At 31.8% G+C, this 19559-nt stretch carries 18 protein-coding genes; 3 read left to right on the forward strand and 15 right to left on the reverse strand.

The window, feature by feature from the left end; translation table 11 throughout:
• The first annotated feature begins 145 nt into the window (after window positions 1-145).
• Window positions 146-490: a GIY-YIG nuclease family protein gene (locus BN4220_RS16930; protein ID WP_066719223.1), complete on the forward strand. Its 345-nt coding sequence runs from the start codon at window positions 146-148 to the stop codon at window positions 488-490.
• A gap of 70 nt (window positions 491-560) precedes the next feature.
• Window positions 561-1154: a helix-turn-helix domain-containing protein gene (locus BN4220_RS16935; protein ID WP_066719226.1), complete on the forward strand. Its 594-nt coding sequence runs from the start codon at window positions 561-563 to the stop codon at window positions 1152-1154.
• A 163-nt stretch (window positions 1155-1317) separates the two neighbouring features.
• Here BN4220_RS16935 and BN4220_RS16940 read toward each other — a convergent pair whose 3' ends face one another.
• On the reverse strand, window positions 1318-2088 hold the full coding sequence (locus tag BN4220_RS16940) for an arginase family protein (RefSeq protein WP_242867813.1): 771 nt from the start codon (window positions 2086-2088) through the stop codon (window positions 1318-1320).
• 216 nt (window positions 2089-2304) lie between these two features.
• On the opposite strand from BN4220_RS16940, the gene BN4220_RS16945 reads away from it, so the two are divergent.
• Entirely contained in the window at window positions 2305-3093 is a 789-nt protein-coding gene (locus BN4220_RS16945; RefSeq protein ID WP_066719229.1) for a hypothetical protein, read from the forward strand.
• A 227-nt stretch (window positions 3094-3320) separates the two neighbouring features.
• On the opposite strand, the gene BN4220_RS16950 is transcribed toward BN4220_RS16945, so the two are convergent.
• The 14 genes from BN4220_RS16950 to BN4220_RS17015 all read right to left on the reverse strand — a co-directional run bounded on the left by BN4220_RS16950 (window position 3321) and on the right by BN4220_RS17015 (window position 19447).
• Window positions 3321-4412, reverse strand: a complete 1092-nt coding sequence (locus BN4220_RS16950; protein WP_066719231.1) for a zinc finger Ran-binding domain-containing protein — start codon at window positions 4410-4412, stop codon at window positions 3321-3323.
• Window positions 4413-4678: 266 nt separating this feature from the next.
• Window positions 4679-4903 carry a hypothetical protein gene (locus BN4220_RS16955; RefSeq protein WP_066719233.1) on the reverse strand — a complete coding sequence of 75 codons (225 nt, stop codon included), beginning with the start codon at window positions 4901-4903 and terminating at the stop codon, window positions 4679-4681.
• A gap of 316 nt (window positions 4904-5219) precedes the next feature.
• Entirely contained in the window at window positions 5220-5852 is a 633-nt protein-coding gene (locus tag BN4220_RS16960; protein ID WP_066719236.1) for a hypothetical protein, read from the reverse strand.
• On the reverse strand, window positions 5809-7074 hold the full coding sequence (locus BN4220_RS16965) for an ABC transporter permease (protein ID WP_066719239.1): 1266 nt from the start codon (window positions 7072-7074) through the stop codon (window positions 5809-5811). The genes BN4220_RS16960 and BN4220_RS16965 overlap by 44 nt, the downstream gene beginning before the upstream one ends.
• A gap of 2 nt (window positions 7075-7076) precedes the next feature.
• Window positions 7077-7973: an ABC transporter ATP-binding protein gene (locus BN4220_RS16970; RefSeq protein WP_347477121.1), complete on the reverse strand. Its 897-nt coding sequence runs from the start codon at window positions 7971-7973 to the stop codon at window positions 7077-7079.
• A gap of 185 nt (window positions 7974-8158) precedes the next feature.
• Complete coding sequence (locus BN4220_RS16975) at window positions 8159-9361, reverse strand: sensor histidine kinase (protein WP_066719246.1); 1203 nt, start codon at window positions 9359-9361, stop codon at window positions 8159-8161.
• Window positions 9349-10023 carry a response regulator transcription factor gene (locus tag BN4220_RS16980; RefSeq protein ID WP_066719247.1) on the reverse strand — a complete coding sequence of 225 codons (675 nt, stop codon included), beginning with the start codon at window positions 10021-10023 and terminating at the stop codon, window positions 9349-9351. Before BN4220_RS16980 ends, BN4220_RS16975 begins: the two co-directional genes overlap by 13 nt.
• A 275-nt stretch (window positions 10024-10298) precedes the next feature.
• Window positions 10299-10838: a GNAT family N-acetyltransferase gene (locus BN4220_RS16985; RefSeq protein ID WP_066719249.1), complete on the reverse strand. Its 540-nt coding sequence runs from the start codon at window positions 10836-10838 to the stop codon at window positions 10299-10301.
• Between the two features lie 190 nt (window positions 10839-11028).
• Window positions 11029-11835: a PHP domain-containing protein gene (locus BN4220_RS16990; RefSeq protein ID WP_066719252.1), complete on the reverse strand. Its 807-nt coding sequence runs from the start codon at window positions 11833-11835 to the stop codon at window positions 11029-11031.
• 195 nt (window positions 11836-12030) lie between these two features.
• Entirely contained in the window at window positions 12031-12705 is a 675-nt protein-coding gene (locus BN4220_RS16995) for a class I SAM-dependent methyltransferase (protein ID WP_066719254.1), read from the reverse strand.
• 4 nt (window positions 12706-12709) lie between these two features.
• The gene (locus BN4220_RS17000; protein WP_066719257.1) at window positions 12710-13585 is read right to left on the reverse strand and encodes an NAD-dependent epimerase/dehydratase family protein; all 876 of its coding nucleotides are present in this window, start codon (window positions 13583-13585) and stop codon (window positions 12710-12712) included.
• Between the two features lie 58 nt (window positions 13586-13643).
• A complete protein-coding gene (locus BN4220_RS17005; protein ID WP_066721110.1) occupies window positions 13644-14948 on the reverse strand; it encodes a glycoside hydrolase family 27 protein in 1305 nt (434 codons plus the stop codon).
• A gap of 287 nt (window positions 14949-15235) precedes the next feature.
• Window positions 15236-16714 (reverse strand): glycoside hydrolase family 10 protein, encoded by a 1479-nt coding sequence (locus BN4220_RS17010; protein ID WP_066719260.1) that lies wholly within the window; start codon window positions 16712-16714, stop codon window positions 15236-15238.
• Between the two features lie 54 nt (window positions 16715-16768).
• Complete coding sequence (locus tag BN4220_RS17015; RefSeq protein WP_066719262.1) at window positions 16769-19447, reverse strand: N-acetylmuramoyl-L-alanine amidase; 2679 nt, start codon at window positions 19445-19447, stop codon at window positions 16769-16771.
• Window positions 19448-19559 lie beyond the last annotated feature (112 nt).

The raw sequence follows: 19559 nt of genomic DNA on the forward strand, positions 1-19559 counted from the left end.
CACCTATATATCTACGGTACGTAGATTGTTTTTCATAGATCCATTCGATATAATATAATCTGATTTAATTCAGAAAGAAGCAACCCTTTGCTATAAACAACTCAACTGCTTCTTCTCAAGAATTTTAAGCAATTCGGAGGTTAAAATGGATATAAATAGAAAAAAGCAACTCCTTGAAGAGTATAAAAATAGAAAACCTGAAATGGGTATAATTTCGTTTCGTTGCATCGAAACAGGTGAAGTCTTCCTAAGTACATCAAAGGATACAAAAGCTGATTTTAATAGCACTCGATGTAAACTTTCAACTAATTCACATCCAAATAAACGTTTACTCTCTCTTTGGAATCAATATGGCGAACGTGGTTTCGAATTATCAGTGCTAAAGACATTAAAATATGAAGATCCTCATGCGGATCATTCCAAAGAACTTGAAGAACTATGTGAACAATGCTTGGAAAATGACAAGAATGCGTCAAGGATTTGGCGTTGATATATAAAATATATATGATTGCATCATACCTACAATAGGTATGATACTTTATAGACTCGGAGGGATAACTATGGATTGTGCAAAAATTGGCCGTTTAATTGCTCAACTTAGAAAAGAAAAAGGTCTTACCCAGAAAAATATCGCCGATGCCCTTAGTATCAGTAATAAAACAGTTTCTAAGTGGGAATGTGGATTAGGATGCCCTGATGTCTCTTTATGGTCCGATTTATCAGTAATTTTAGGTATTGATATGAAACAAATGATGGACGGTGAAATAACCATGAACCAACCAGATCAAGGGAATATAAATAAAATCCGATTTTATGTGTGCCCGTCCTGCAATAATATTCTTTTCAGTACCGGTAGTTCCTCCATATTTTGTTGTGGTAGAAAGATGGAGCAACTTACTCCAATTGAAAATGAACATACACCACAGATAACAGTTGAGGTAAGCGATACCGATTACTATATAACAATTGATCATGAAATGACAAGAGATCATTATATATTATTTGCTGCTTACGTAAAAAGCGATAAAGTTTATCTGAATCGTTTATATCCTGAGCAAAATGCAACCGTTAGAATCCCTTATATGCCCGGTGGAAAACTATATATTTACTGTGTGAAACATGGCTTAGTGTCATTTACAATTAAACGAAAGTAATAATTGATCTGCATATAAAAGTTTCCTATTATTTAATAGTTTTATGGAGCATACAACGAATCTCAATAAATATTTAAAGTATTTGGAGTGGCTAAGCATTTCATTTGTTATAATTAACAAATAAAATGCTTAGCCACTCTGAATATATCACTTTATATATACTTTATAAGGGCTTTTCTTCTTTCAAAAATTCCAATAAATTTGCGTTGATATTATTATCCTTACTAATTGCAGAAATTTTAGTAATATCATTTCTACATTCACCGCAGATATCTATACCAATGATTTGATGATTGTTAATTAGAAAATGTAAAATTTCTTTTAAATCTCCTAACGTCATATCCCCTTGATCCCAAGTTGTTTCAACAACATTTTTACTTAAAACATCTTTATCTATAGAAATATAAATCGGTAAATCCCCTAGATGATTCAGCATTTTATTAAAATAATTACTTTCCTTTAGAGATTCAGAATTAATACACTGTATCTTATTAATATATTTTGAACTTATTAAAGCTTCCTGCTCCCTACTTAAGCCTACTAATATTATCTTCTTTAGATACTCATTTTTTTCTATTGCCTTTAATATCCATGAGCCACAACTTAAAATGTCTTCAAATATTGGTTTTTGCATATCAGAATGATGGTCAAATACTACCAATGCAAAATCTGTTTGTATTTTTTCCATCCAGAATTCAGTGACATAATGGTAATTCCCTGAATCTATAAAGTGTAACGCATTTGGTGAATAGTTTATGATTCGCTCCTTAATATTTCGTTCTGCTTCTTCATCGCAATAACAATTTGTACCTATAATATCCGTACAGTCAATCCATTTGATTTTCTCATGATCAAAAAAATCTTCTTTTTCATAAATTCTTGAGAAATCCATAATTATAATGTCATTTGTTTGATTCGTATTGTCCATTATCATTTTATCCTTTCGTAAAATATTCTATATTTAACTTAGCACGGTGATTTCAGCTTGTAAAGTCGTGCTCATTTTAAATCCCTGCTCATTCGAAATGATACAAGAAATATATATAATGTGGTAGATAATTACCATATCAAAACACTATGTTTTGCAAATATGTTGATTCCCAATTTTTAACATGTTAATATAACAATATAAATTATGGAGGATTCTGTTATGAAATATATTTTAAATTTTATATTTTTGCTCCTCGTTACAATAACCCTAATTGGATGTTCGAAGCATAATACAGTTCAAATAACAGCAGATGAATTAACTACGGCTCCAACAAAAGAAATAAAAATACCACTGACGATATCACCGACGATATCTATAGAACAAAATCCAACTAATCAGACTGTAGAAGAATCTGAAATAATTAAAAATACTAACATGGACGAATATCAACTATGTGGTCTGACTATAAACGCTACCGAAAAACAGATTATTGATAAACTCGGCAAGCCGAAACATAATTTAAATTATTATTTATACAACGGTGTAGCATGGGCAGAACTGCGTTGTATGATGGAATATGATGGGTTCACAATAAGAACAGGAAAACAGCTAAAAATGACAGTGGATGCTGAGGATAGTGATTATTTATTATCCGAAATTGACGTTTTCACACCGGAGTATGCTACATATTCTGGTATTAAAGTTGGTGATTCATTAGATGAAGTTAAGAATACTTATCCGAACATTCAGGAATTTTCAATCAATGACTCTGCTACTTCTTTAGATGGAAATATGATATATAACATGCTTACTAGAAAAGATAGACCTAAACTTAATGGAGATGCTGAGTACCAAGCGGACTTTGACTATGGAGTATACGAAAAATTTGCATATATTTATTATTTTGATGACAAAAATCCATCATCACGTTCTTCCTTAATTTTTTTATTTCATAATGATATTGTTACACATATCATCTTATATAATTGGCTATATGAAATGGTTTGATAATACATTACATATCAAGAGAATTTAGTATAACGCTACTTACTATAAAAGCCGTTACCAAACTAATGAATCAAATAGTTGGTAACGGCTTTTTATCTCTATAAGAAAGTATAAATAATCTTATGAAGATTTAAATTATTAATATAACTTGTTTTGTATCCACATTAAATAAATATAATTAATAAAAAATTTCCAAATATAATACAGAATAAAGTTCTATAAATATATCATTTTGCTTGTTCTACATTTGTAATTTCTGCACTTTCATCGATTAATTCTTCGATTCCACCATACGATATCCTAGCTTTAAACTTTTGACCAATTTCAATTTCTTTCCATCTACTATAGTCTAACTTCATTTTATATTCTTTTCCCTCATTATCAGCTAAAACAATCCTATATTCTTCTTTCCGATTTTTCTCTCTTTCTTTGTTAACAAGAACAACCTCTCCCCACACTGCTTCTTTATCATTTCCATTTGTTTTTATACTTCTTGTAACGATCCATTTATCAATTTCATAATAATATTTTGTCCCGTAGACAGGTTCGTTTCTATAAACAGGTTCTTGATATGTTTCCGTTCGATATTCTGTTCGATATACTGGTACTTGCATTGTAATTTCTTCAAAATATCCATTTCCTAAATCTCTAGTACCAGTTACTTGTGTTTCATAATGATCCAAAACCTGTTCTGATACTTGCCTCGTTCTTGTTTCGTAATGGTCTAGTACTTGATTGTAGGTCCGAATCTCAACATTGGAGTTTAACAACTTCGCATTACTAGGAAGTGACCAACCACTCTCATTTACTGTTTTATAATCTTCAATGTTTATAATTCTTTCCCACGAAACACTATTTACAGTAACCTCTACGAATTTAGGCGCAGCCAATTTAATTAAACCACTTATGATAAAGGCAATGATTCCTAATGTTATTAAACATGTTATAAAATATTCTTTTCCCGTTGGCTTTGAGTTTCTTACCCTTGGTTGTGATTGATTCGTGGCTTGTTTTCTTGCCTCTTTCTTTTCTCTATTTTGGAAATAGTTCATATCCTTACTATTTCTTACTGCCCCACAAGATAAACATGCTTTTGCTCGATCAGGGTTTAAATTATTACAAAATCCACATAACCAATCGGGATTTCTACTAACTACTCCTTCTACTCTTTCATTCACATATGTACTACTGCTATCTAAATAAAACTTTGTATCTTCACCTCTAGGTTTTCCACAATGGGGACAAACTCTAATATCTCCACCAATTTTTTTAGTATTACAATAATCACAGTCCCAATATCCTTTTAAAATTCTCCCCATCTTTTCCTCTATTCTCTATACACTTTTCTAATGTATCACTATTATGAAGATAATTTTAGCAAATAGTGAATACTATTACAAGGGAAAGGAAATGAGAAATATATAACTCCCTAATTAAACGAATTTTCAAACATATCCTAAACGGAGCGCCCTTATATTATTGGGCAAAGCAAAGCATTTATAATTTTACTACCAAAAGCAAAAAAAGCATAAGTAAAGGCATACGCCAACACATGCGTATGCCTTCTTAAGCAATTTTAATATTATTATAAGTTTGATAGTTCTTTAAATAATGCAATATCTGAACTAGTAAGCTTTACATTCGAGCTAATCGTTTTACCAGCTGCCGATGTTACATTTATTTCAATAACAGTACCTTCTTCTATTCCATTTGCACTTACTGCCTTTAAAAATCCTGGAAACTTTGGATGATTTTTAGTAAATGTATCCCATGAGGATTTTATTTTTAATAATTTTGTTGGATTAAACATAATAACACCTATGCCTTTCATATTACTTGAACTATTTCAATACATTGAACTAAGAGATTGTTATCTTATTATTCTTTATCGTAATAGTGTTTATACCATATTATACTCTAATATTTAATTTTTGCTTTACTTTTTATCAAAAAAGATAATTTTTTTTATTTTCTTGTCAAATATTGTTGAAAGAATATTATTTTAAAGAATGGAGGAGTATTTCTTTTTGATGTTTTTCAACTAAAGAATATGATAATTTTTAATATAAAAATCCAAATCATTCAAAGGAAATAAATGATTTGGATTTTCTATCGCCATAATATAATTAATTATTTATAACTCCCACTTTTTTTACTCTAACCCCTATCCCACAGGCAATCATAATAATACCAGCAATTAATATATATAATTTTTCATCAGAACTTCCTCTGGCCATGGTAAATAAATAGAACTTTCCAAGTTTCTTCCCTGAACCATAATTTAAAATATAATAAAGAATTGGGACCATATATGCTACTGCAACATTATCAACAAATCCATATATCAGAATTCCAAGACCGCCAAGAAAGATACAGTTTGCCATTGTACCATAAAATAACTTTCCAAATTCAAAGGTACATCCACCATATTTTAAGCGAAGTAAAAACATAAGAATAAAAAATGATACACTAAGCAACGCAATAAAAAAACGAATGCATTGTATTTTTAGCACAGACTCTTTTTTTGATTCTAATAAATCTCTAATATTCTTATCTTGATCGGGTAGAAACTGTGGAATAAAGAGAATGATTCCAAACAAAGAAACAAACACTTCTAAAACCTGCGCTGTTTGAAAAGCATCTAAATTTTCTATTCCCATCATTGCTGGAGATGCAAGGAAAAAGCAAAAGCAAATAACAATGTGAGGTAATAAGTTATATTTTAAGCTTACTTTTGCGATTTGAAAGTTTCTTTCCATTAAGATGTAAAACCCCCTTTCGCTTGTATTCATATACAAAGATAGTTACAATTATAAGAAGAATACTGATTCCAGTATAAAACAAACGATTTCTTATTAATTCGGGCAATATATCCTTATATAGAGTATACTCTCCAACTGCATTAAAACGAGGTATGAGATTCCAACCTACATTTCCCACTAAATTATCCATACTTAGAACTAAACTGATAAACCACCATATCCCTTGAACTAAAATCCCCAAAGCACTATTCGTTAATTCCGTAAAGAAAAATCCAACCGAAACACTTACTAAAACAGTAGGTAACAACCACCATAAGCTTACCTTTAGGAACGCAAATGCATCACCAGATACCCCCGCTGCTTTTGCACTATATAAACCTTGCAAGGTTGGAGAAATACTAAGAATTAATAACGGTAGAAGTATCATTACTATGGTTGATAAGTACCTAGATAATATTATCGTTGTAGAAGTAGCTTTTTTTGAGAAAATCACTTCTGCTGCCTGTGCTCTTCTATCCCTTAATCCCCTTGTTACTGCTAAAAATACTGGTAGGATACCTAGTACAATTCCCATATAATCACTAAAAATCCTTGCAAACGCTCTAGTAACTTGATCTTCATAAATAATCTCTTCATATTCCCTTACTGCTTGTTCATATGTCTTTGGAACACGGTTTACACTCTTTATATTACTTCTACTATAATTACTCCCATTCCCTATTAGATCATCAACTTCGTCCATATAAGTTAAAAATTGTTCATAGGATAGATCCTTTGCTGGCTTTATAGGAAATTCAACATCATTATTAATTTCACTATTACCATCACTGGAAGCATTTTTAGATAAGAAATTCCAATAATCAATAATTTGCTCATTCAGCTCTAGTATTGTAATACCTGTTATAGCCTCAAGAATTGCTCCTATTTGCTCTTGCTTCTTTTCACTTAATATTACTTTTTTATAAAATCCGAATGGGTAAGCGATATATGAGTTTCTAACATACTCATTCACTAGACCTTCTATGGACATTTGCATGATTTCATTTTCATCTTCAGAATATGTATAACCGTAATTGTCCAATCCTTTTTTTGGTGCATGTACACCAGCAAATTCACCCATTTGAGATATAATAAAAATAGCCATACATGCAACAAATATATAGTATGTAATACTCTTACTTATCTGTTTGCATTCTTTTAAAAATAAGGTACCAAACATAATTAAACACCTCTTTTCTCATGCATCAAATACATATAGGCATCTTCTACATTTGGCAAGGTTGGTACAGCTCCTGGAAAAGGAATTTCTCTACTACCTTTTTTAATAAACCGGATATTTATTTTATTTCCCATGGTAAGCATACTTGTTACCGTATATTTTTGTTTCACTTCCTCAAGCTCCATCTTTGATATTTCTGCGGTAAATATCTTTCCATTGGAAAGCTCAAGTAGAGAAGCTACTGTTCCTTGATAGATAATATTTCCTTCATCCATCACAGCAATATTCTCACAGGTAGCTTCAATATCACCTACAATATGAGTGGATAGAATTACAATTCGCTCCTCTGCTATTTCACAAAGTAAATTACGAAAACGGACTCTTTCCTCTGGGTCTAACCCTGCAGTAGGTTCATCCACAATTAATACCTTAGGATCATGTAAAATAGCTTGCGCAATTCCCAAACGTCTTCTCATACCGCCAGACATTGCTTTTACTTTCGTGTTAGCATTGTTTTGTAGATTCACCTGTTCAAGTAACATAGGAATTTTATTTTTTCTCTCCTGCTTCTTAAGTCCGGACAGCACCCCAATATAATCCATTGCTTCATACACTTTCATATTTCCGTACATAGAAAAATCTTGTGGTAAATATCCTGTGATACTTCGGATATTAGAAGCCATTTCAATCGGTATGTCGCAGACCGTTATTTCACCGCTATTTGGAGTTAAAAGGGTTGCCAACACCTTCATAAGGGTTGTCTTACCTGCACCATTTCTACCAAGTAATCCAAACATACCTTTCTCAATTGTTAAATTGATATCTTTTAAAGCATGATTTTTTCCATAGTACTTATTTACATTTTTTAAAATGATTTCTGTTGCCATAATTATGTCCATTCCCCTACCACACTATTAGCAATGAAAGTGCTGGCATGGAACCGGTCCCCCCTTCGTTCTTTAATTTCACTTCGATCAATAATTCCATTTCAATCATTAATACCATTTCATTCATTAATACCATTTATTCAATCTTTGCTCCTTTCTTTTGTAGCCATTATAAAATTCAAATCTCTATATTTTCACTACAAAACAAAGAAATTTGTACAAACGATAGCTCCACCGTTCGTACTGTTGGATAAACTAATGTTTCCACCATGCTTTTGACAAAGTATTTTACATATGGATAGACCTATACCAAAATGCTCCACTGAGTTTTCTTTATCAGAATAATAGGGACTGGTTGCCTTATACAACTCTTCACTAGAAAATCCTCTTCCATTATCTCTTACATAGATAAAAAGCTTTTCTTCTTCCATTTCTAACAAAATGTCAATTTTTGATTTCGTATATCTTACTGCATTTGATAATATATTTTCTACTACTTCTAAAATGACTTCCTCATCATAATAACCTTCAATTTTAGGTAAGCGACTGTCTATCGTAATTCGAACTTTATGATGTTCTTTCAAGCCATTTGTAATTTCTTCAATCTTATCTCGTATTAAAGTGATGTTTTTTCTTTTCTTTTTAATCTCCATGGAATCAAAGGAATGTATATTTTTCATTGTGTCTGAGAACTTTTTTAATCGAATCACTTGTTCATTTAATAAAGAAAGGGTTTCTATTAATTTCTCTTCACTAATTTTATTTTTTGGATAATATTTATTTAGAAATTCAGTATATCCTTGCATCACGGTCAAAGGAGTTCGTAAATCATGTGCAAAAGCGGCATTTAATGTTCGTTGCTCCTCCATCCTTTCCCACATGTTTTTTTGGTTACAAATTAACTGTTTTCTCATTTTTTCAAATGCTTCACATATATCACCCATTTCATCTGATGTATCATACCAGCAGACATAACTTAAATCATCTCTACTTATATATTTTGCTTCTTCTTTTAAGAGTTTTATAGGTTCTTCCAATTTATTTTTATAATAGAAATGTGAGGTAAGAGCAATTGCTAAAGCCACAAGAATAAATATGGACAATGGTTCGGCAATTTCGATTATGGTTAGTATCTTTTTATCAAAAGCACTAATATCAATTGTTTCTATATTATATTGAAATTCAATGTCTATAATATTATACTCCGAGACTGGTTCTACAGTATTGGTATACTTACTTATAATCGTAGTTCTCCATGTATTACAAATAGTAAGAATTGCAAAATAACACGGGATTAAAACAATAATAGCAATTACTATGTATGCTCCCAAAGCTCTCTTTAACGACATATTGTGTATTTTCCGTCTGATAACATCAATTTTCCCATCTATCCAATCCATCGATATCCAACTCCCCATACGGTTTCTATAACTTCTTGATTATAAGATTTCGCGATTTTTCCTCGAATTCTTCGAATATGCTCTGTGATAATATTGCTATCGCCTTCTTTATCATAGCCCCACAATTTTTCATAGAGGGCTTCTTTACTAAATACCCTACCTTTATTCATACTTAGTATTTCAACAATATCAAACTCTGTTTTTGTTAAATGAATGACTTCCTGGTTATAAAACAACTTTCTCTCAGAATATTGAATAATCAACTCATCGAAAAATTGTACCTCTTCTTTCCCACTTTTCCGCCCCTCTCTACGTAGATGAGCAAGTACCCTAGCTCCTAGTTCCTCTATACTAAATGGTTTTACAATATAGTCATCCCCACCAAGCAGTAATCCATTGATTTTGTCTTGATCTTCAATTTTTGCTGTCAAAAATAAGATAGGACAGTGAATAAAAGAACGAATTCGTTTGCAAACTTCAAAGCCATCCATTTTAGGCATATTAATATCTAATAAAATGATGTCAGGTTTGCAATTCAGTTGGTTTATTGCTTCTACTCCATCTTTTGCAGTGTATACAAGATAATCTTCCATTTCAAAATAATCTTTTAAAAGAGAAATTACATCTTTTTCATCGTCTACTATTAATATTTTATACTTCATATCTCATAACCTCATTTCTGATAACTCTTTATTCCTGAACTTTTACTCAAGGATTTCTTACTGATAATCGGGAATCTTTCATTTAAACCCAATTATTCAATTAAGGTAATGTACGTGCATGATACCCTATACTATTTTCTCATCTAATTCTCTATATTTTATCTATTCTGCTAAATAAAATTATTATACTTTATTATAATATAAGAAACTCCATCTAGCAAAAAGAAAGGACCATAGCGAATCATTTGCTATAGTCCATATTCCAACTCTCTTTTTTAGTATTTTAATAAAGATTTTTCTAACATCCACTTGAAATAATGTATATCTGCAATAAAAACATCGACTTCAAGTTTCCCATCTTCTTGAAGTTCTTTCCTAAGTAGCTCAGCTCCAAACTTAGCATAAAATCCGTTGGATGGTGCATAGTGATGACTATATATCACAGCCTTAGTCGCTCCCAAACATTGATAAAAATTCAATATATACAAAATCAGCCTAATAGATATACCTCTTCCTCTATGCTTAGGTTTAACCGCAAGTAAATTTAGTTCTATCCCATTTACCGGGATATCATCATATTTCGCAATATTACTTGCCGCAAGGCCAAGCAATTCCCCATTTTCAAAGGCCCCCAGTAACAATCGAATATCATTAAATTCTTTTCCTCTACTAACCCATCTACTCCAAAAGTTAATTTCTTCACTTAAGATAAGTGTATTCTCAGCTTTCCCTGCTAACTCTTCTGTCCAACTATCAATTTTAAGTCTCATTGCCTCTGGAATTTCTGTTGTTTTTAGAGAACGAATCAATATCATAGGATAACTCCTTGCTTTTATATAGTCTAGTTATAACTATCATGTAGTAATTATTTTGTCGTACTATATTATAGAAATACTATGATATAAATATACCATTTGTTTTAAATGGTATATAAGTAAAATATCGAATCACCTCAAATTAGAATCTATGTCTTGCAAAAGAAAAATCAAAACTAGAAAAATAAACTTACTCCTTTTCCTTACGACTTAACATATAGTTCTTTTCTTTAACTTTTTTTCTTTGCTCTAAAAACTTCTCCATATTATCCTCTGATGAATTAATTACAAGTTCAACTGGTATCAATTCCTTAGATAGCATCGCAGGTATTGTATCAAACTCTCCTATTGAAGAAGGTTTTTGCGCATCCGAAGATACACATAACATAGTTCCATACTTTTTTGACAACTTAATAAGATTCATCTGATTTTGAATACTTTTAGGGTCATTCTTTTGAGATAAAGAATTTAACTCAATTCCTTTTCCTTGTTCTGCTGCTAGTTTCATAATGTATTCTTCATCATATGGGAAAAACGATTCCCCTGGATGTGCAAGTATATCCACATAAGGATTACATAGAATTGCCTCATAAGCTTCTGTATGCTCCTTTAAAGTTCCAGGCTTGATACAATAAGTATGTAAAGCAGCAAGAACAATTTCAAGGTTAAATAATGTCTCTTCTCCCAGTGATAAGTTCCCTTTAAAATCAAGGATATCCGCTTCAACTCCTCGTAAGATACGAACTTCATTTAGTTTTTTAGGTATGTCTTCCCATTCATCAAAATCCCAAGAGGTATATTTATTTGAAGTAATGGGCGCATGGTCCGTACATGCGATATAACGAAGCCCATTTTTATTTGCTATGCTCGTCATTATCGAAAGTGTATCAAATAACGTATCACTACCTTTTGTATGCATATGTAAATCTGCTATTAACTTCATTCTTCCTTCTAACTTCATACTTTCTTCTAACTTCATTCCCTCATCTTCCTTCATTCTTTCATCTTCCTTAGGCTTTCGTATTTAATAACTTATATAATCCGGAATAAATTAATTACCTATCATAAATAGAACTTTAACAAACAAAATTTACAGAGATGAAAAGTTTTAATCATGGTAATATATATAATCTAATGAATTTTCCTGTATTCCTTTAACTGTTATACTGCGAAGTTTGAGTTATTAATATTTCTATTTTTTTACCATACAAAATAATCGATTGTATTGATCATGTTCTTTATAATACACATCTTCATAGTAGACTTCTTTAAAATAATGTGAAAATAAATTTCTCCATTCCTCCGTGGTTAGATTCCACAAATAAAGACCATCATCTAATAAATTACCTTCAATTACACCAATGTTCCATTCACTAATTTGTTCTTGTGTAAGATATGAGTTTAACTTAATTATTACTTTACCATTTGGTTTTAAAATTCGGTGAACCTGATAAATTAATTGATTCGCATCTTCTGGCACTAAATTATCAAGTATATTCGATAAAATAGCTGCATCCATTGACGAATCTTTAATTTTCTCAAGTTTGGATACTCCTCCTTGATAAAATTTAAACTGAGCATCTGTAACTTGAGCCTTTAATTTGTTCGCAATTGCAATGCCTTCTTTTGATAAATCAATTCCAACATGATATTTAGTACCTCGCTTTGAACATTTAAAAAGCCAACTACCATTTCCACATCCAAAATCCAGAACGGATTCCGTGTTTTCACATAAAAAATCGGTAGCTTTATTAAGTGCATTGTTTTCAAAATCCTTCAATACAATACTACCCTCAGATTCATTTTTAAAAATAGAATCCCAAAAAATCTTAATATGTTTATATACATCTTTTGTTTGATCTAACATAAAATTACCTGCTTTCAACTGCACGTTTTATATAACTATCTAATAATTGATACATATACGTATCAGCGGTAGGAAACGAATATCCAATTTCTTTTGCTCGCTCAATATTTAAACTATAAGACATCGCCCCATTAAATGGAGAAGTTTCTCCGTCCGTAGAAATAGCTGCGAGCTGGCCCAATTTTTCACTTACATAATCTGTAATTTCTTCTAGTGAAAATGTTCTCTCATTATAAGCATTATAAATACCCGTAACATCATTTTGCGCTAACCATGCAAGAAATTTACCCGCATCTATAGAATGAATAAAACCGATTTGTTCTTTTAGATTATCGATATGCATAGGTAATCCTTTTACCACATGCTCCACATAAAAATATAAACGATTTGTATAATCATCTTCTCCAATGACAAATGGGAAACGAACCACTGCCGATGGTATATGGGAATATTTTTGAAACAACACACATTCTGCTTGACGCTTTATTTCATCATAAGGAAAGTCAGTGCGGTCACATAAAACCAGTTCATGCACCAAAGGTAAGAATTCTTCTTCTTTTGTGTCAAATGTCATTTTCTTATATACGGACATGGTAGAAGTTAAAATATATTTCTTACAAGTTACTGTACTTAACAAATAATCAACTTCGTTTGAAGAATATGCAATATTATCACAGATAACATCAAAACTTTTTCCCTGCAATGCATTTTGAACTTCTTCTTTTTTTGAACGATCAAAGAAAAGTCTTTGTACCTGCTCACCAAAAGGGTCTTTTGTATTTCCCCTGGTAGCTAAGGTAACTTGATGTCCGTTTTTAAGTAGTTCGGATACCATATGTACTCCAAAATAGCGAGTTCCGCCCATTACTAAAATATTCATAAAATCCTCCTAAGGTCTATCTATCGATTTTGAAACTGCAAAGCTTGTGTAATTTATATTATCTTACTTTATGTAACCGATAAAGAACTGCTCCATGAATGTTAACTTTTGCACTTATTCGTTCACTCACTTCACCTATATCACATCTATTCCATAAATCACGTACTTCATACGTACCAGATTCAATTCCTAATTTCATAAAGTTTACCTCAGGATATGTCGATGCGAAGGCTGTATTAAAAAAAGCAACATTTATACTTCCATCTGCATTCTCACTCCTCCAAATAACAGTATCATGAGTTCTTAATACTTCTTTGGGTTTACTTCCTGTTCTATGTACTTCTAAAACTTCCGAATTCGTTAATAAAGACATTGTAAACTCATCCATATCACGAAGTTCCGATCCAAGCATAAGAGGAGAACGGAAAATACACCATAATGTCATCATCGTTATCTGTTCATCTTTTGTAAAATTCGTAAACCTAGCTGTATTGTTTTTATCATCATTATTTATTGCGATATGACCAAGGGGTAACATATCACAATCTGGCCAACAACCTTCCGCCACAAATGGGCTCCATTGTTTACAGCGTTCAAACATTGCATATAACTGATCCCAATTATCCCAAAAATCTCCCGTCATCCTCCACATATTTGCGTACTTACAAAGATGTTCTGCCTCAGAAAGTACTGCTGGTCCTGGTGAAAGACTAAGCACCATTTCTCTACCACATTGATCCATTGCATTTCGAATTAATTCAACTTCTTCTCTTGCTGAATAAGGATCATGAGGTTTATATTCCGTATTGCAAATGTCATCCACTTTTATAAAATCAACTCCCCAGGAAGCATATAAATCAAAAAGTGAATTATAGTACTCCTGTGCTCCTTCTGCTTTTGCATTCACTCCGTACATATCTGTATTCCAAGGACAAATCGAGTAACTACTTGCAATATCTCTCGCCGTTACATTACTCCCTTTAACAGGCGTTGCTGCATGTACCGCTTGACGAGGAATTCCTCGCATGATATGTATTCCAAACTTTAAACCTAAACTATGAACATAATCAGCAATTGGGCGAAAACCGGCACCATTTGCAGCAGACGGAAAGCGATTTGTCGCTGGTAATAATCTAGAATATTCATCCATTTCTAACGGGTAAAAATGATGATATTCCGTTGATGTTGCCGTTGGCTCATACCATTGTATATCACAAACGATATATTCCCAACCATATTCTTTTAAATATCTTGCCATAAACTCTGCATTTCCTCTTAGTTGTTCCTCATTCACAGATGCTCCGTAGCAATCCCAACTATTCCACCCCATTGGTGGTGTTAAAGCGATGCAATTCTTATCCATAAGTTTTCCCCCTACATTACTTTTATGATACAAGTTTATAAATACCTCCAACAAAGCTGTCTCTAAAATATTATACTATAGAACAACTTATTTTACACTATCTACCAACTGAATAATAATAATTTCACTTTATACAACATTCGGGAGATTTTAAATGTTAGGATAAAGCATTTATGCTTTTATTTCCTATCATTTAAAAAATAAGAAAAACGTGTTACTGCAACCGCTTAATTGCATAACACGTTTTTCATTCACTCGTTATAAAATTGCTTCAAACATACCAAATATTACATAGGATTTTCACTTAAGTAATCAAGTAGAACATTCACTGCTTTTCTTGTTGTTTTATTATTAAAGAAACCATATCGAAAGAACATATAACCATCTACCATGCCACTGTCTCTACCGCATTCAACCATTTCTTTTAATATCGCAGTATTCTTCTTAAAATCTGTATCTTCATTGGAACCAGCTTTATATACCGGAATACCAACATATACTTTAACAGAAGAACTTGTTCTTAAATCCAACCATTTTTCTAAAGCATCTAAATATGGATAAGTTTTATGCTCAAAACTCCAATAAAGCTGTGGGCAAATATAATCAACATATCCATCATTGGATAACCAAGTATTCACATCAACGTAATAACGATCATCCATCATTAATTTATCATAGTATCCAGCAGGGCTAATACCAAATTCAACGCTAGGATCTACTTTATTGATTACAGTATAAACATCTTTTACTAATGTGTTTACGTTATTTCTTCTCCAATCAGCAATCGATAAAACAGTTTCTCCTTTTGCTGTGGCATTTTTCTTATACGTATCGTACTCTTTTGCATCAAACACAGTTTTATAATTATTTCCTAAGACTGGATAAAAATAATCATCAAAATGGATACCGTCAACGTCATATCTTTGAACAATCTCCTTCACACCTTTTACAATTAGACCACGTACTTGTGCGGAAGCTGGATTGTAATATAAATTTCCATTGTAAATTAAAACATTGCGATCATTCGCTTTGTTATTATCAGTTAACCATTTTCTTGCTGGATGATTCGATGCGAGTGCGCTTACATCCGTTGAGTTTGTAGTAATACGATATGGATTAATCCACGCATGAAACTCTAAACCTTTTTCATGTGCTATTTCAATCATTACTTCCATTGGATCAAATGTAGGTGCTTTCCCTTGAGTACCAGATGCATACTTTGACCATGGGAAATAATATGATTTATACATAGCATCACTATAAGGTCTTATTTGAACAACGACTGCGTTCATATTCATATCTACAACATTCGTAAACATCTCATCTACTTGCTTACGAAACGCTGCTTCTGTTGCATACCCAGTACTATTAAATTCTAGGTATGAAATCCAAACAGCACGAAACTCTAAATCAACGTTTACATAGCTTAAACTATAGTTGCCCTTTGAATCTTGTGCTAAAATACTATAAATTCCAGATTCAATTACTTCAAAACTCGTTTCACCAGTAATATCAATACCGATAATATCCCAATCTGGAGAATCTACACTACTTATTTCTCCTTGAGCATAGATAAGCTTCTTAATATCACTTTTCGATGAAATATCTAGTTTTACTGTTGCTACTTGATTCATAACAGTATAGGTACTTGATATCATAGGTCCTGCTGTAGTATCTGTGCTCGCCGCATTGGCATACTTAATAGGACTTAGTAAACTACATAATAATAACAATAATGCCAAAAATTTAAACTTTCTTTTCTTCATGAACAATATAACCCTTTCTTAAAATACAGCTTTTCGCCCTTTCTTAAAATAAGCTTATCGCCCTGTTGGATAAGATTTAAGTGCAGCATCAATTGTATCAAAAATACATTTCGCAGCCTTTTTCTGGAAATCTTTATTGATTAATAATTGATAATCACTAGGATTTGATAAAAAGGCTAATTCAATTAGTACGGATGGTACTGAGTTCTTACTAATAACAACAAAGTTACCATTAACAATACCACGATTATTCGTACCTAGTGTACGAGATAAGTTATTTACCAATAGAGTAGCGAGTTTTTTACTATCAAGTCCACTTTTTAATGCTGCTTTATTGGCTGCTGTATAATATACATTGGTTCCTCTTGCTGCTGTACTGGTAGCTGAATTTACATGTAGACTTACAAATAAATCGGCTTCAACCTGTTTTGCAAAACCTGCTCTCTCATACAAATCAATTCTTGTATCGTCAATTCTTGTATAATAAATCTTAATATCGGAATTTTCAAAATAATCCTTCGCGTAATTGTTTAAGATATTAAATACAATGTCTTTTTCCTTTGTACTTCCATTCATAGTACCAGGGTCATTTCCACCGTGACCTGCATCTAATACTACTATCTTTTGATACATTTCACTTGGATTGGCGATTTTTACATTCAATTGGTTTGTACCATAATCCAAAGCATAACCTTGAATTTTACTAGTTTTTATAATGATTTTTGTTTTTCCGCCTTCGTATTTTACAGATACACTGGTTACTCGTTCATGATTTGTAATAATTGGATTTGCTTTATAGTAATCCACATAATTGCCACTTAGGCTAATCACGATTTGTTTATTGTAATATTGATCTTCATCACTGATACTGCTAGCTGTTACTCCAGATGGTAGAGAAATGGCAACTGTATCAGAATCTACTGTACTTGTTTGATTTTCTTCAAAAGATAGATAGAACTGATTTTTATCTTTCTTTACGCTGTACTCTGCACCAACGAATGGCTTTTGAATGACTAATTGTGAAGAATTTTTTGATGTAGTTTCTAAGAATACGAAACTTACTTCTGTTGAGGAATCTGTAGCATATTGCATTTCATCCATTGTGCTAGTAGCGTCTGGCATATTTAAATAAACATAATAATTATCATCAGTAACTTCTACATTCATATCATTTATACTATTTAATGATATAAATTCACTTCCTGTTGTATCTTTTCCACCAGTTACTTTTGTTAAATAATTTGGATAAACGGTCACAATAATACTTGTACCATCCTCTGATAACTTCATAGTATAGAAGTAACCTGAGTTATTTAATTTAAAATTAACTGATAAATCGCTTGTACTGCTGTCACTTGAAACAGATACACTAGAAACAAGTTGACTATCTACATAATAAGCTTGTTCATTTATAATTGCATTCTTAATACTTAAGGTAATATTGTCATCCTTTTTAGTTGCAGTTACAGCAGATGGCGCATTAAGAAGTGACACTACAAAAGTTTCGTAAAATACATCTTGAATTGAAGAATCACGATAGATACTTAAAATACTTGTATCATTTGTTGAGTCTGTTGTAATTGTCTGTTCTGCATTATAATTTTCTATTTCTTTCGTAGCTAAATCTACTTCCGTTTTATATTTGTCCTCTGTACTCCATGTAAAATAATTTGTTTTCTCAGCTGGAATTGAGCCTGAATTACCAGAGCCACCAGTGGAAGGTGTTGGCGTTGGCGTTAAAGTTGGTGCTACTGTTGGTGTTGGAGTTATTTTACTACTTTCACCTACAGAACTTGTTGTTGTTATTGTAGAAGTTTGGGTTTTGTCACTCCATGAATAATCGTAGCCAAGGGCTTTTGCAAGGAACTGACCAGGAACTAACACAAATTCTTTATTATTATCTAAATTTGTAACATATCTTGGAGCCACACCACAATCTACTACAGTACCATTGATTGTTGCTGATGTACTACCCAATTTCATTTCAACTGTGATATTTCCTTTGGTAAATGTAATTTCGTTAGTTGAATTATTAATCTTATAAGTAACTCCCATAGACTGTGCAAAGACCTTCCATGCTTGTACCATTGCTGTGTTAGAAATAAGAATCGTTGGAAGTGTCGTTACATTGATATTCTTTCCATCTACGACTACCTTACCTGTTACGCCAGTATAAGTAACATCTTTGTTGTCATAATTAAGCTTTAATGGCTTTGTAATCGTAACAGTAGACGTTGAACTATTCCAATTATAGTTATAACCAAATGTCTCTGCAACAAATCTAGTTGGTACTAAAGTTAATGCCTTATTCGCACTAACGTACTTATATGTAACAGGAGCTGCATTCATTGAGACTGCCTTTCCATTTACATATGCTTTTTTACTTCCTACGGTCATCGTAAGAGTTGTATCTCCATCGGATATGGTTATCTTTTTTGTAGACTTGTTCAAAGAACATTTTAATCCTAAAGTTTTTTGGAATACATGTATATAAGAGCCAAGTGCAACACCATTGTCACTTAGAATTCCTGGCGTATTGCCTAAATCGATTATTTTCCCATTAATTACATATGAAATTTGTTTATCTTTATATGTAGTTGTTTTTTTGGTTTCATAACTATATAGTTTAAGACTATTCGCACCATAAGTTACGGACCCAGGAGTTGAACCAATCAATAAGCTCATGATTAATAAAGTACATATTCTTTTGTAGTTTTTAAAGTTTTTTCTCATTTTACTCACCTATTGCTAATCTTAACTTTTTGTTTACTATCTAACAATAGTTGAAAAAAGTGTTATAAATGTGTCATACTTTTATTAAATATAGGTCATTTTCTTTATTTTT

This window comes from Clostridium sp. Marseille-P299 (assembly GCF_900078195.1).
Classification (GTDB): Bacteria; Bacillota; Clostridia; order Lachnospirales; family Lachnospiraceae; genus Lachnoclostridium.